16 protein-coding genes are annotated in these 13,216 nt (G+C 62.9%); all 16 read right to left on the reverse strand.

Annotated features, from left to right (window positions below; all coding sequences use genetic code 11):
- Window positions 1-79: 79 nt before the first annotated feature.
- The gene (gene nuoG, locus A6F65_RS08860; protein WP_067787915.1) at window positions 80-2,068 is read right to left on the reverse strand and encodes an NADH-quinone oxidoreductase subunit NuoG; all 1,989 of its coding nucleotides are present in this window, start codon (window positions 2,066-2,068) and stop codon (window positions 80-82) included.
- Window positions 2,069-2,197: 129 nt separating this feature from the next.
- Window positions 2,198-2,617 carry a hypothetical protein gene (locus A6F65_RS08865; RefSeq protein ID WP_157093102.1) on the reverse strand — a complete coding sequence of 140 codons (420 nt, stop codon included), beginning with the start codon at window positions 2,615-2,617 and terminating at the stop codon, window positions 2,198-2,200.
- A gap of 46 nt (window positions 2,618-2,663) precedes the next feature.
- On the reverse strand, window positions 2,664-3,437 hold the full coding sequence (locus A6F65_RS08870; protein WP_067787919.1) for a hypothetical protein: 774 nt from the start codon (window positions 3,435-3,437) through the stop codon (window positions 2,664-2,666).
- Window positions 3,434-4,144 (reverse strand): hypothetical protein, encoded by a 711-nt coding sequence (locus tag A6F65_RS08875; protein WP_067787921.1) that lies wholly within the window; start codon window positions 4,142-4,144, stop codon window positions 3,434-3,436. The genes A6F65_RS08870 and A6F65_RS08875 overlap by 4 nt, the downstream gene beginning before the upstream one ends.
- Before the next feature lie 205 nt (window positions 4,145-4,349).
- A complete protein-coding gene (locus A6F65_RS08880) occupies window positions 4,350-5,144 on the reverse strand; it encodes a hypothetical protein (protein ID WP_157093103.1) in 795 nt (264 codons plus the stop codon).
- A 120-nt stretch (window positions 5,145-5,264) separates the two neighbouring features.
- Entirely contained in the window at window positions 5,265-6,557 is a 1,293-nt protein-coding gene (nuoF, locus tag A6F65_RS08885) for an NADH-quinone oxidoreductase subunit NuoF (protein ID WP_067787924.1), read from the reverse strand.
- Window positions 6,557-6,694 carry a hypothetical protein gene (locus A6F65_RS13060; protein ID WP_169817018.1) on the reverse strand — a complete coding sequence of 46 codons (138 nt, stop codon included), beginning with the start codon at window positions 6,692-6,694 and terminating at the stop codon, window positions 6,557-6,559. Before A6F65_RS13060 ends, nuoF begins: the two co-directional genes overlap by 1 nt.
- Window positions 6,691-6,867 (reverse strand): hypothetical protein, encoded by a 177-nt coding sequence (locus A6F65_RS13065; protein ID WP_169817019.1) that lies wholly within the window; start codon window positions 6,865-6,867, stop codon window positions 6,691-6,693. The genes A6F65_RS13060 and A6F65_RS13065 overlap by 4 nt, the downstream gene beginning before the upstream one ends.
- Entirely contained in the window at window positions 6,861-7,529 is a 669-nt protein-coding gene (locus A6F65_RS08890; RefSeq protein ID WP_067787926.1) for a complex I 24 kDa subunit family protein, read from the reverse strand. Before A6F65_RS08890 ends, A6F65_RS13065 begins: the two co-directional genes overlap by 7 nt.
- Complete coding sequence (locus A6F65_RS12915; protein WP_157093104.1) at window positions 7,529-8,002, reverse strand: hypothetical protein; 474 nt, start codon at window positions 8,000-8,002, stop codon at window positions 7,529-7,531. The genes A6F65_RS08890 and A6F65_RS12915 overlap by 1 nt, the downstream gene beginning before the upstream one ends.
- The gene (locus tag A6F65_RS08895) at window positions 7,999-9,216 is read right to left on the reverse strand and encodes an NADH-quinone oxidoreductase subunit D (protein ID WP_067787928.1); all 1,218 of its coding nucleotides are present in this window, start codon (window positions 9,214-9,216) and stop codon (window positions 7,999-8,001) included. Before A6F65_RS08895 ends, A6F65_RS12915 begins: the two co-directional genes overlap by 4 nt.
- Complete coding sequence (locus A6F65_RS08900) at window positions 9,213-9,803, reverse strand: hypothetical protein (protein WP_067787930.1); 591 nt, start codon at window positions 9,801-9,803, stop codon at window positions 9,213-9,215. The genes A6F65_RS08895 and A6F65_RS08900 overlap by 4 nt, the downstream gene beginning before the upstream one ends.
- Entirely contained in the window at window positions 9,800-10,651 is an 852-nt protein-coding gene (locus tag A6F65_RS08905) for an NADH-quinone oxidoreductase subunit C (protein WP_067787933.1), read from the reverse strand. The genes A6F65_RS08900 and A6F65_RS08905 overlap by 4 nt, the downstream gene beginning before the upstream one ends.
- Window positions 10,648-11,121, reverse strand: a complete 474-nt coding sequence (locus A6F65_RS08910; RefSeq protein ID WP_237164914.1) for a NuoB/complex I 20 kDa subunit family protein — start codon at window positions 11,119-11,121, stop codon at window positions 10,648-10,650. Before A6F65_RS08910 ends, A6F65_RS08905 begins: the two co-directional genes overlap by 4 nt.
- 106 nt (window positions 11,122-11,227) lie before the next feature.
- Complete coding sequence (locus A6F65_RS08915; RefSeq protein WP_067787937.1) at window positions 11,228-11,602, reverse strand: NADH-quinone oxidoreductase subunit A; 375 nt, start codon at window positions 11,600-11,602, stop codon at window positions 11,228-11,230.
- Window positions 11,603-11,732: 130 nt separating this feature from the next.
- Window positions 11,733-13,157 carry a coniferyl aldehyde dehydrogenase gene (locus A6F65_RS08920; RefSeq protein ID WP_067787939.1) on the reverse strand — a complete coding sequence of 475 codons (1,425 nt, stop codon included), beginning with the start codon at window positions 13,155-13,157 and terminating at the stop codon, window positions 11,733-11,735.
- Window positions 13,158-13,216: the final 59 nt, after the last annotated feature.

Consider the following 13,216-nt stretch of genomic DNA (forward strand, 5'->3'; position numbering starts at 1 on the left):
AGGAAAAAGGGAGCGAACTTCTGCAACGTCAGCAAAACGACCAACAGGGTCGCCGCGCTTCCGAGTAACACCAAGAAGTTCATTCCGCTGCCTCCCGCACGTCCTCGCCGTGGACCAGTTCGGCCGAGCAGCGCTGCATGGTCGGGCTGGAGCGGGCGATGGGATTGGTCAGGTAGAAATCGCTTATTGGATAGGCGTCGATGAAGCCTTCCGCCTTTGCCTTGGCGTCCGGTTTGGGCAGCGCACCGTAATCGGCCAGGCCTTCCTTGCCCAGCGCGGGCACAGCCTTGGTCATAGCGGCGCGCAATTCGGCGAAGCTGTCGAAGCCGACACTCACGCCCAGCGCATCGGCGAGTGCCCGCAGGATCGTCCAGTCCTCGCGCGCGTCACCGGGGGCGAACACGGCCTTGTCGGCGAACTGCACGCGCCCTTCGGTGCTGACATAGGTGCCAGCCTTTTCGGTATAGGCGGCGGCAGGCAGGATGATGTCCGCCGCATGCGCGCCCTTGTCGCCGTGATGGCCGATATAGACCTTCAGGCTGCCTTCGAATGCGGCGTAATCCACCTCGTCCGCGCCCAGTGCCAGCAGCACTTTCGGCTTGGCGTCAGCCACATCCGCAATGCCGCCCTTCTGCGCAAAGCCCAGCATCAGAGCGCCCATGCGCGCGGCGGAGAAATGCAGCACGTTGAAGGCAGCGTCCCAGCCTGCGGCCAGCGCCATCGCCTTGCCATGCGCGCCCTTCAGGCACGCGCCGCCGACGATCACCGCCGGGCGCTCAGCCTTGTCAAAAACGTCGGTCACATCGCTGGAAAGCGCGTTCAGCACGCCGAGATCGTTGCCCAGGAACTCGGCCGGATAGGTCGTGTCCCACTTGGGCCCGACCACGAACACCTTCGCGCCGCGCTTTACGGCCTTGCGGATGCGGACATTGACCAGCGGCGCTTCGCGGCGGATGTGGCTGCCCACGATCAGGATCGCGTCGGCTTCCTCGATCCCGGCAAAGGTGGAGTTGAAGTTCACCGCGGCCAGGTTGGACGTGTCGTAAGCCATGCCGGTCTGGCGGCTTTCGAGCAGGTCGGACCCGCTGGCCTTCAGCAGCGCCTTGGCCGCGAACATCGTCTCGCAATCGACCATGTCGCCCGCGATGGCAGCAATGGACTTGCCAGGCTTGGCAGCAGCAATCTTCTTGAACGCTTCGTCCCAGCTCGCCTGCTGGAGCTTGCCCTTCTTGCGGATCCAGACCTTGTCGAGGCGGCGCTGTGTCAGGCCTTCGCACTGGTAGCGCGCCTTGTCCGAAATCCACTCCTCGTTCACGTCGTCATTGATGCGCGGCAATACCCGCATGACTTCGCGGCCCCGGCTGTCGACGCGGATATTCGAACCCATCGCGTCCGAGACATCGATGCTCAGCGTCTTCTTGAGCTCCCACGGACGCGCTTCATAAGCGTAGGGGCGGCTTGTCAGCGCGCCGACCGGGCACAGGTCGATGACATTCGCGGACAGCTCATGCTCCGCCGCCTGTTCCAGATACGTCGTGATCTGCATGTTCTCGCCGCGGTAAAGCGCGCCGATCTCGTCAACGCCGGCCACTTCTTCGGAGAAGCGCACGCAGCGGGTGCAATGGATGCAGCGGGTCATGATCGTCTTGATCAGCGGGCCCATGTATTTCTCGGTCACCGCGCGCTTGTTCTCGTGATAGCGCGTGGCCCCGCGGCCATACATGACCGACTGGTCCTGCAGGTCGCATTCGCCGCCTTGGTCGCAGATGGGGCAATCGAGCGGGTGGTTGATCAGCAGGAATTCCATCACGCCTTCGCGCGCGGTTTTCACCAGCTCGCTATCGGTGCGGATTTCCTGGCCTTCGGTGGCCGGCAGGGCGCAGCTCGCCTGCGGCTTGGGCGGCCCAGGCTTCACTTCCACCAGGCACATGCGGCAATTGCCCGCGATGCTCAGGCGTTCGTGATAGCAGAAGCGCGGGATTTCCTTGCCTGCCAGCTCGCAAGCCTGGAGCACCGTGGCTCCATCCGGAACCTCGATTTCCTGGCCGTCGACGGTGACTTTGGGCATGGTGAATCCGTTCCTTGGGCGAGACTTCCCGCGCCTTTAGAGCGTCAGGTCGCCCACGTCCATGCCGCGAACCCGGAAATTGGCCGGTTTTTTGATAAGCTTCCGCCGGTTGGCGGAGGATCGTCAATTCTAGGAGGCAGGGCTGCGCGCCAGCGTCTCCTTGGCTGCACTGCGCAGCAGGCTGAGACTGGTGACCATCGCCTGGCTGTGACACCCCGGAGCGTGCTGCATCATCCGGCGTGCGGCCCAGCGCTCTGCCCTGCTGCCGATCGGCTGCGCGAGGAACTTCGTGATGCGATCCGGGCTGTTGCGTTGCACACAATTCGTGAACTCGAGCGCCGCGAGATAGGCGGAATCGGGCTCCGATCCATGCTCCACTTCAAAAGTGGTCGCGCGCTGGGAATGCGGATAGAAATTGCCGGTGGGCGGAGACGCGGCGCCGGTTGGCTTGTCGTACGCGCCATATTCCATATTCTGGGCCGCAACATGCGGTGCGAATCCGATGGAAAGTGCCGCCGCTGCGATCGCTATCATTCCCTTACGCATCACCAGGTCTCCTTACATATCCCGCCGCTGATTTGATTGCCGCTCCCGCTCAGACATCCCGCGCGAATTCGCCGCTGCGGGTCCAGTGATACAGAGCCTCGGCAAGATACGAGCGGTAAGTCACGGCCGCGAGGTCGTTCTTCGCCTCCATCGTGCCGCACATGCCGGTGACACTCGCGATCTGCTCACGCAGCGCCTTTTCCTCGTCACTGCCGTGGTCTGCCAGGATGAGCTTTCGTGCGAGACCGGGCGCAACCATGACCTGGCACTGGGTGTAGCGGGCCAAGGCGCGCACATCCGGGTCGTTCCTGTCCGAAATAGCCGGATTGTAAGCCATGAAACGCTCGATCCGCTCGCTATCCAGCGTCCCGGCCCGGTCGATATCCGGCGAAGCGTAATTCTGGAGGATCGTTTCCGAAGCCGCACCGCGCAGGAAGCGGACGCTCACCACGAAGCTGCGGCTGGAACAGCCAGGCGCACTGCGCAGGAGCGCGCTTGCGGCGCGGCGTTCGGCGGAGCTGCCGATCGGCTGGCGCAGGAAACGCTCGAGCCGCTTTGGCGTCACGCGTTGCACGCAGTCCGTGAAGCCGAGCGATTTCGTATATTGTTCCCGATAGCCCGAGCCGCCGGTCAGCATGCGCGAGGCGTCCAGCGAATTGCGCTGTTCGAAATCCTGGAACGTGGTCGGCGGGGCCGGCAGTGGCGGCGGCATCGGGGCCGGCGTGGGCGTTGGCGTGCCGCCACTGCTCTGCGCCAGGGCAGGCCCAGCCATGCCCATCAGCACGGCCGCAATCGCTGCGAAGCTGGCGCGCCCTGCCCTCATCCCGCGTCGCCTGCGAAATCGATCCAGTAATACAGCGCCAGCGCGGTGTAGGCCCGCTGGAAGTAAGGCGTCAGCTCCGTCACATCGGACAGCAGCACGTCGCAGGACGGCGTGATTTCCTTCAGCGTGGCGAGCGCGGCGCTCTCCTCATCCGATCCCGGTTCCGTGCTCAGCACGGCGCGTGCGGGAAACGGTGCGATCGCCACCCGGCATTGCCCTGCCAGCTGGTGCATCGTGAAGGGATCCTTCTTGTCCACCTTGGGCACGATCACAGCCTTCATGAAGCCGTTGACCTGCTCCACCGACCCACCCTGCGGGATTGTGGTGGTATGTTCAGGGTCCAGCACGCTCTGTTCGGCGATACCTGCGCGCATGAGGTCGAAATCGACGATGGTCCGCACCGGCGTGCATACATCGACGCGGGCAACATATTCGCCGAAGCGCAGCGTCTTCTCAGCCTTGCCTTCCACCATCTGGTCCAGCGCCAGGCGCGCGCGATCCGGATTGCGGCCATAAGCGCATTTGCCGAAAGTACGGGCGAATTCGGCCTGTTCCTTCTGCTTCACGGCGTTGACGGACAGCTCCGCGCGGCTGTTGCGCTCCTGCGACTGGCTCATGTCGAAGCCGGTCGCGACATCCTGCGCACCAGCGGGACTGGCGACAAAAGAGAGAGCGACGGCCGTGGCGGCAGCAGAGACAATACGCATTAGGGACACCTTGTTTATTGGACCACGTCTTAGGAAAGCGACATGAAGCCCGGATGAAGGACAGGCGGATTGCCGCCAGTATCCTGCCACGCTCGGTCCAAGACGCACCGCGTGGGAGCGCCAATCCGCCAACGGCATTGGCAGTCCGACGAACGGCATCCGTGGTGGGGTCGGCCCTAAGGCCCACCAGCCTTTTCACCGCGAGCTATGAGGCGTCCTTGGCGGAAGAAAACATCTGCAAATAGTAGAGCGCGCGTGCGGTGAAGCCGCGCTCGAACCAGTGCGTCAGACGTTCACCGCGGCCGAAGAACCTGTCGCACAGCGGTGTGTCCGCATAGAATTCTTCCAAGGTATCCCGCTCCTGCGCGCTTCCGACCTCATGATCCAGCACATCTCGGGCAAGATATGGCGAAAGCGCAACTCGGCACTGATATCCCAGTTGCAGGGTCGTTAGGATATCGCCCGCCGAAGCATTGCGAGCCTCGACACTGCCAAGGAATGCGAGCAGCTCCGCTTCCGACCCGACAGGCCTGAAGCTGGAGGCCGGATACATCTTCGTGACAAAAATCTCGGCCATGGAGCCACGGACGAAATTCGTATCCACCAGGCCGCTGACAGGGGCGCAGGTGTCGAACCGCTCGTAATAGCGCGTCTCGAGAGTGCTCGTCTCTTTGACCCCGGCGAAGAAGGAGTCGAGCATCTGTTTTGCGCGGGACTCGCTCAGCCTGACCGCGCAGCCTGCGAATCTTGACGCCTTCCAGTACCCCTTTCTCTGCGCACGATCGCCGCGATAGATAAGCGGTATCTGCTGCTCCACCGATTGCTGGGCAAAATCGAAGTCCACGAGATCGTTGGCGCCTGGGGCAAAGGTGACCGTGGGGCGTGGTCCGGTGTTGCCGCGAGATGGCTGTGCGGCAGCCGGCGTCCATTGGAAGGCGAGCAGCAAAAGCGCAGCGGGCCAGAACCTGAGAAAAATCTTCAGCACGATCGTCCCCTTCAATCTCAGCAATCGCTTCCCAACAAAGCGATTGGCGAGCGGAGGATTGACCCTGCTAGCTTTCCCGGAAGTGAATGGCCGGATTACATCTCTGAAATCCGGCACGAATCTGCGTAGGTACCCCTACTCAGCCGCTTCCCGGATTGCGCTTTCGCGTTCGGCGATGCGGCGCTCCATTTCGGGGCGGAAGTGCTTGATCAGGCCCTGGATCGGCCAAGCGGCGGCATCGCCCAGCGCGCAGATCGTGTGGCCTTCCACCTGCTTGGTCACCTGCTGCAGCATGTCGATTTCCTCGACTGCCGCCTCGCCGGTGCGCAGGCGTTCCATCACGCGCCACATCCAGCCCGTGCCTTCGCGGCAGGGCGTGCACTGGCCGCAGCTTTCGTGCTTGTAAAAATAGCTGATGCGGGAAATGGCGCGCACGATATCGGTGGACTTGTCCATCACGATGACCGCTGCGGTGCCGAGGCCGCTGCCGACTTCCTTCAGGCCGTCGAAATCCATCGGCGCGTCCATGATCTGCTCGGCCGGGACCAGCGGGACGGAGGATCCGCCCGGGATCACGGCGAGAAGGTTATCCCACCCGCCGGTGATGCCGCCGCAATGCTTCTCGATCAGCTCGCGGAAGGGGATGCTCATCGCCTCCTCCACCACGCAGGGCTTCTCGACATGGCCGGAGATCTGGAAGAGCTTGGTGCCCTTGTTGTTCTCGCGCCCGAAGCTGGCGAACCACGCGCCGCCGCGCCGCATGATCGTGGGGACGACCGCGATGCTTTCGACATTGTTGACCGTGGTGGGGCAGCCATAGAGGCCCGCGCCTGCCGGGAACGGCGGCTTCAGGCGCGGCTGGCCCTTCTTGCCTTCAAGGCTCTCGATCATCGCGGTTTCCTCACCGCAGATGTAAGCGCCCGCGCCGCGGTGCAGGAAGACATCGAAATCATAGCCGGACTTGGCGGCGTTCTTGCCGATCAGGCCCGCCTCGTAAGCCTCGTCGATCGCGGCCTGCATGGTCTCGGCCTCGCGGATGTATTCGCCGCGGATGTAGATATAGGCCGCGCGCGCACGCATGGCGAAACCGGCGATCAGCGCGCCTTCGATCAGCTTGTGCGGATCGTGGCGGATAATCTCGCGGTCCTTGCAGGAACCGGGCTCGGATTCATCGGCATTGATGACCAGGAAGCTGGGCCGTCCGTCCTTCGATTCCTTGGGCATGAAGGACCATTTCATGCCGGTGGGGAAGCCTGCCCCGCCTCGCCCGCGCAGGCCGGAGGCTTTCACCTCGTCGATGATGGCATCCTGGCCACGCGCGATGATGGCCTTGGTATCGTCCCAGTCGCCGCGCTTCTGCGCAGCGTCCAGGTTCCACGGCTGGAAGCCATAAAGGTTGGTGAAGATACGGTCTTTATCGGCGAGCATCAGAAATTACCCTGCGACAGAAAGTAGAGCGCGGCGAGGATCACCACGACGATAACGCCGAACTTGGCCACACCCATCAGCAGTTTCCATGCGATGAAGATGACAACAAGCGCGATCAGGATCGTGGCTATGCTCATGCTGCGTCGCCACCGTCCTTGTTACTTTTGAACAGGCTGAATGCGCCAAACAGGAAGGCCAGCAGGAACCAGACGATCCAGCCACCGCCTTGCAGCAGCTTCACGACACCGACGCCGAGAAAAATGGCGCCAATCAGCGGAAATCCGCGCTTCTTCAAGCCGTCCATCACCATTCACTCCGGTAATCGTGGTTCTCGGTGACCATGTCCTTCAGCGTGGTCGGCCCGCCGCTCGGCTCGCTGGTGTGGCGGCCGGGTTCCTGCGTGCCTTCCTTCGGCGTCTCGCCCGCGGCCAGCGCGTCCAGCACGGCATCAAGGCGATCCACCGTCAGGTCTTCGTAATTGCCGTCATTGATCTGGACCATCGGCGCGGTGGCGCAATTGCCCATGCATTCCACCTCGGTCAGCGTCCAAAGGCCATCGTCGGTGGTGTGGCCCTTCTTCATCCCGCGAGCATAGCAGGCACCCAGGATATCGTCGGACCCGCGCAGCATGCACGGTGTGGTGCCGCAGACCTGCACATGGAATTTGCCGACCGGCGCGAGGTTGTACATCGTGTAGAAGGTCGCGACTTCCAGCACGCGGATCACCGGCATGCCGAGATAATCGGCGATATATTCCATCACCGGCAGCGGCAGCCATCCCTGCGTATCGGTCTCCGCCCCGACCTGCCGCTGGGCAAGGTCGAGCAGCGGCATGACGGCCGATTTCTGCCGCCCTTCCGGATAGCGCGCGATGGCAGTGTCGGCCTTCGCCTTCGTCTCCTCGGAGAACGTCCAGTCGCCCCAGCGCTTGCGCAGTTCGGGCGTATCGGGTGCGGGTGCGCGGTCAGCCATTAATTTTCGCTTTTAATCCAAATTGTTCTGTCCGGCGCGAAGTCACGCACCTGACGCGGCTTATCGCTTTCGAAATCCACGATACTGAAACCGTCTTCGACATCGCCACATGCCCACTCGACGCGAACTGCGTCCATGCCCTTGTATGCATACAGATCACGGACCGCACATTCGCTTCTCCACGTAACCCTATGCGTCGATATTGCGGCGCACATACCGTCAGAACAATCGTTAGCTACAACGAGAAAAGGCAATTCTTCGCCAGCGAGCATTTTGCCGACAATCTCCGCACGCGCTTCGTCGACTGGTGATGCCCCTACATCTCCAAAAGTATATTCGGTTTCCCAGTATCCGCGATCATTCAATACCGAATTGCCGGCGACCAACCCTTCGCCATGCGCGTATTCGATCACATCGCCGGGTAGATAGGGCGCAGTAGCGACCACCGCTGCTGCAAGCAGCAATTTAATCACCGGTCACACTCCCCGAACACGACGTCGATTGCGCCGAGGATGGCGGTGGCGTCGGGCAGCATGTGGCCCCTCGTCATCATTTCCATCGCCTGGAGGTGACTGAAGGCGGTGGGGCGGATCTTGCAGCGATAGGGTTTGTTGCTGCCGTCGCTGACCAGGAACACGCCGAATTCGCCCTTGGGGCTTTCGGTCGCGACATACACTTCGCCCGCCGGCACGTGGAAGCCTTCGGTGTAGAGCTTGAAGTGGTGGATCAGCGCTTCCATCGACTGCTTCATCTCCGCGCGCTTGGGCGGGGAGACCTTGCGGTCGGAGCTGGCGATGGGCCCTTCCGGGATTTCCGCCAGGCATTGCTTGATGATCTTGGCGCTCTGGTAGACTTCCTGAACGCGGACCATGAAGCGGTCGTAGCAGTCCGAATTCGTGCCCACCGGGATGTCGAAGTCCATCCGGTCATACACGTCGTAAGGCTGCGATTTGCGCAGGTCCCACGGGATGCCGGCGGCGCGGATCATCGGGCCGCTAAAGCCCCAGGCCAGCGCGTCTTCCTTGCTGACATGGGCGATATCGACATTGCGCTGCTTGAAGATGCGGTTGTCGATGACGAGGCTCATCGCGTCGCCGAACAGTTCGGGCAGGCGCGTGTCGACCCAGTCGCCGATGTCCGTCAGCAGCTTCAGCGGCACATCCTGGTGGACGCCGCCCGGGCGCAGGTAAGCGTGGTGCATGCGCGCGCCGCTCATCCGCTCGAAGAAATTCATGCAGTCTTCGCGCAGCTCGAACACCCAGAGGTTGGGCGTCATCGCGCCCACGTCCATCACATGTGCGCCGATGTTGAGCATGTGGTTGCAGATGCGCGTAAGCTCCGCAAACAGCACGCGAAGGTACTGCGCGCGCTCCGGAACCTCGACGTTCAGCAGCTTCTCGATGGCGAGGATGTAGCTGTATTCCTGCGCCAGCGGGCTGCAGTAATCGAGCCGGTCGAAATAGGGCAGCGCCTGCAGGTATGTCTTGTGCTCGATCAGCTTCTCGGTGCCGCGGTGCAGCAGGCCGATATGCGGATCGACACGCTCCACGATCTCGCCGTCCAGTTCCATCACCATGCGCAATACGCCGTGCGCTGCGGGATGCTGCGGACCGAAATTGATCGTGTAGCTGGAAATAACCTCGTCGCCGGTGGTCGGCGCGTCTTCCAGGACCATTGAATGACTCATACGCCGCAAGTCCATGTGCCGGAGCGATAAACGCGTTCGGGGCCAAGGCCGCTGCGGACGGAAAGGTCGGCCGGCCAGCGCACGCTTTCGGCGCCATAAGCCTCGCCCTCGCCCGCGCCGCGGCGCACTTCCACGCTGATCGTGCCGTCCGTCAGGCTGGGCCCTTCGGTCACGTAGTCAGCGCCAGTGGTTTCCTCGCCCTGCAGCAGCATGTCTTCCGCATCGACCTGGACGACGCCCTTGGCGCGCGAAATCTCGTTATCGCGGGCACCGGCCACCAGCAGCGTAACATCGCCCAGTGCGAAGGTGCACGCGCCCATGGTGGGTCCGAGGTCTACGGCCTGCGTATCGGCAATCGGCTGCAGCATGGGCGGAGCGGGCGTTTCCGCACCGCCGGCCACTGCCACAACGTCGCCTTCCAGATTGACCAGCGAGGGATCGTCCAGCGCAGTTACGCTTTCGCGCTCCTGATCGGTCGTCAGCGTTTCCACGCCGTCTTCGTCGCCCGGGTTGGCATCGCCGGAACCGCAGGCGGCCAGCGCGAGTGAAAGCGGCAACGCCGCCAGCAGGATGGAACTACGGATCATGCCTTGTCCTCCTCGATTTCGGTCGCACCGGGATTGTCGCGGCCCTTGCCCTTGCGCGGGGCCTTGCCCTTGCGGTCCTCGGTAGGTTCGGGCGCGTCGGGCTCCTCGACGCCGGTGTCTTCCTCGGCCGGCGAACCGGCAGAGACCTTCTCCGCAGCCTTGGCGTCGGTTTTCGGGCCTGCGCCGGTCTGCTTCGGGCTCTCGGTCGTCTTGGGCTCGTCCACCGGCGGGGTGCTGGCCTTCTCGTCGCCCGGCAGCACGTAATCCGCGCCTTCCCATGGGGACATGAAGTCGAAAGTGCGCAGGTCCTGCGCCAGCTTCACCGGCTCGTACACCACGCGCTTCTCCTCCTCGGAGTAACGCAGTTCGTGATAGCCGGTGAGCGGGAAGTCCTTGCGGAAAGGATGCCCTTCGAAGCCATAATCTGTCAGGATGCGGCGCAGGTCCGTATTCCCGTCGAACAGCACACCGTACATGTCGAACACTTCACGCTCCAGCCAGCCGGCATTGGGCCAGAGGGTCGTGACGGTGGGCACGGGCGTCGCCTCGTCCGTGGAGCACTTCAGCATCACACGGTGGTTCTTCGTGACGGAGAGCAGCATGTAAACCACTTCGAACCGCTCGGGGCGGCCCGGATAGTCGACACCGGCGATTTCCATCAGCTGCTGGTATTCATGCTCGTCCCGCAGCGTGCGCAGGGCATCCTCGATGCCATCGCGCTGCACGGTGAACAGCAGCTCGCCGTGCTCTTCGTGCGCAGACACCAGCGCATCGCCGATGGCGGCGGACAGCGTATCGGCCACACCATCGTTGGAGGCATATTTCGGGGCGGAGTGCAGGACTGTCATCGTTCGATCGTCCCTTCGCGGCGGATCTTCCGCTGCAATTGCATCACGCCGTAAAGCAGCGCCTCAGCCGTGGGCGGGCAGCCGGGAATGTAGATGTCCACCGGCACGATGCGGTCGCATCCTCGCACCACGGAATAGCTGTAGTGGTAATAACCGCCGCCATTGGCGCAGCTGCCCATGGAGATGACGTATTTCGGGCTGCTCATCTGGTCATAGACCTTCCGCAGCGCCGGGGCCATCTTGTTGCACAGCGTGCCAGCCACGATCATCACATCGCTCTGGCGCGGGGATGCGCGCGGGGCGACGCCGAAGCGCTCCATGTCGTAACGCGGCATGTTGACGTGGATCATCTCCACGGCGCAACATGCCAGGCCGAAGGTCATCCACCACAGCGAGCCGGTACGGGCCCACTGGAACAAGTCTTCGGTGCTGGTGACCAGGAAGCCCTTGTCATTCACCTCTGCCTGCATGGCGTTGAAGTATTCGGCATCGGGCAGGCGCACTTCGCCGGGCTTGGCCGTCGGCTGCACCAAGGCGTCGCGGCCATAGGGGGATTGGGTGATCTGCTCGCTCATGTCATTCCCACTCCAGCGCGCCTTTCTTCCACTCATATGCGAAGCCGACCGCCAGGATCAGCAGGAAGATCATCATGCCGATCCAGCCGGTCCAGCCGGTGGTTTCCAGGCTGACCGCCCAAGGGAACAGGAAGGCTGCTTCCAGGTCGAAGATGATGAACAGGATTGCGACGAGATAGAAGCGCACATCGAAACGGCTGCGCGAGTCTTCGAAGGCGGGAAAGCCGCATTCGTACTCACTCAGCTTCTCGGCATTGGGCTTGTGCGCGCCGGTCAGGCGGCTGACGCCCATCGGAAGGAAGACGAACGCTGCCGAAAGCACCACGGCAATGCCGAGGAACAGCAGGATCGGGAGATATTGACCTAGGTCGACCAAGGGCCTGACTCACATGCAATTGCTATCCCGCGCGCCCTAGCCCCCGCTACGTCCGGGTTCAAGGGCGGGCACGGGCTTTTCGCCAAGCCCGGCCCGCCTTTCCTGCCCCAATGCGCGATCGGGGCCATACTTACTTGCGCAACATCAGTTTCATCGTCTTGCGGGCACGCTCGCCATAGGGCGGCTTAATACCGGCAAGGCCTGCAATATCGACCTTGGGCTGCGTGAAGACGGACCGGGCGTGGCTGAACTCGCGGAAGCCTTCCGGGCCGTGATAGGCACCGATGCCGCTGGACCCCACGCCGCCGAAGGGCAGGTCCTCTGCGGTGACATGGAACACCACGTCATTCACCGTGACGCCGCCCGATATGGTACGGGACAGCACCTGCTCACGCTCCGCATTGTCGCTGCCGAAGAAATACAGGCCCAGCGGCCGGTCGCGGCTGTTGATGTAGTCGATCGCCTCGTCCAGCGTCTCGTAAGTCTTGATCGGCAGGACCGGCCCGAAGATTTCCTCTTCCATGCAGGCAAGGCTGTCGGACGGATTGCGTACGATAGTCAGCGGCAGCTTGCGCTTGTCGGCTGAAGCCGTACCGCCCGGTGCAATCTCCACCACATCCGCCCCGCCCGCCTTTGCGTCTGCCACCATGTCGCGCAGCCTCTCGGCCTTGTCGTCGGTGATGATGGTTGCATAGTCCTCGTTCTCGGTAAGATCCGGATACTGGTCCATCATGGCCAGCTCCAGCGCGGCGATGACGCCTTCTTCCATGTCTGCGGGCACGAGCAGGTAATCGGGCGCGAGGCAGATCTGGCCCGCATTCATCATCTTGCCCATGACGATCCGCTCACCCGCCCGCGTCAAATCCGCACTGCGGCCGATGACGACGGGGCTTTTCCCGCCGAGTTCCAGGGTGACCGGAGTAAGGTTATCGGCAGCGGCCTGCATCACCTTGCGCCCGGTCTCGGTGGAGCCGGTGAAGACCAGGTGATCGAAGGGCAGCGCGCTGAAGGCCTGCGCCACATCCGGGCCGCCGGCGGCCACGGCCACTTCGTCCGGGCGGAACTTCTCGGCAATCAGCCGCGCCATGACTTCGCTGGTCTTGGGCGTGAATTCGCTGGGCTTCAGCATGGCGCGATTGCCGGCTGCCAGCACCTGCGCCAGCGGACCGAAGGCCAGGTTCACCGGGAAATTCCACGGGCTCAGGATGCCCACGACGCCCTTCGGCTCGAAGCGCAGCTCCGCCTTGCCACCCAGCGCGCCCAGGGGGAATTGCACCTTGCGCTTTTCCGGCTTGGCCCAGCCCTTCAGGTTGGAAAGGCAGTATTTGGCGAAGTTCACCGTCGCCATGATGTCGGTCACCATGCTCTGCGTCCATGCGCGGTTGCCGAAGTCCTCGCTCATGGCGGCGCAGAGCTCATCCGCATTGTCCACCATCAGCGCCACAAGGCGCTCTATGCGGTCGCGGCGGACGGAAAGCGGTTCGGGACGCGCAGCCATAAAAGCGGCGCGCTGCGCCTTCAGCATGGGTTCGAGTTCTTCGGGAGTGGTGGTCATCGGGAAATATGCTCCGGCTGGCGGGTTTATGTGTTCGAGCATCCAACGGGCGGCGTTTG

This window comes from Paraurantiacibacter namhicola (assembly GCF_001687545.1).
Lineage (GTDB): Bacteria > Pseudomonadota > Alphaproteobacteria > Sphingomonadales > Sphingomonadaceae > Paraurantiacibacter > Paraurantiacibacter namhicola.

Bases quoted from the DNA above. Each gene is read 5' to 3' on its own strand.
- A6F65_RS08920 (WP_067787939.1), bottom strand. From the start codon at position 13,157: ATGACCACCACTCCCGAAGAACTCGAACCCATGCTGAAGGCGCAGCGC.
- A6F65_RS08900 (WP_067787930.1), bottom strand. From the start codon at position 9,803: ATGATCCGTAGTTCCATCCTGCTGGCGGCGTTGCCGCTTTCACTCGCG.
- A6F65_RS08895 (WP_067787928.1), bottom strand. From the start codon at position 9,216: ATGAGTCATTCAATGGTCCTGGAAGACGCGCCGACCACCGGCGACGAG.
- A6F65_RS13065 (WP_169817019.1), bottom strand. From the start codon at position 6,867: ATGGTGATGGACGGCTTGAAGAAGCGCGGATTTCCGCTGATTGGCGCC.
- nuoG (WP_067787915.1), bottom strand. From the start codon at position 2,068: ATGCCCAAAGTCACCGTCGACGGCCAGGAAATCGAGGTTCCGGATGGA.
- A6F65_RS08890 (WP_067787926.1), bottom strand. From the start codon at position 7,529: ATGGCTGACCGCGCACCCGCACCCGATACGCCCGAACTGCGCAAGCGC.
- A6F65_RS08905 (WP_067787933.1), bottom strand. From the start codon at position 10,651: ATGACAGTCCTGCACTCCGCCCCGAAATATGCCTCCAACGATGGTGTG.
- A6F65_RS08875 (WP_067787921.1), bottom strand. From the start codon at position 4,144: ATGCGTATTGTCTCTGCTGCCGCCACGGCCGTCGCTCTCTCTTTTGTC.
- A6F65_RS08870 (WP_067787919.1), bottom strand. From the start codon at position 3,437: ATGAGGGCAGGGCGCGCCAGCTTCGCAGCGATTGCGGCCGTGCTGATG.
- A6F65_RS13060 (WP_169817018.1), bottom strand. From the start codon at position 6,694: ATGAGCATAGCCACGATCCTGATCGCGCTTGTTGTCATCTTCATCGCA.
- nuoF (WP_067787924.1), bottom strand. From the start codon at position 6,557: ATGCTCGCCGATAAAGACCGTATCTTCACCAACCTTTATGGCTTCCAG.
- A6F65_RS08910 (WP_237164914.1), bottom strand. From the start codon at position 11,121: ATGCAGGCAGAGGTGAATGACAAGGGCTTCCTGGTCACCAGCACCGAA.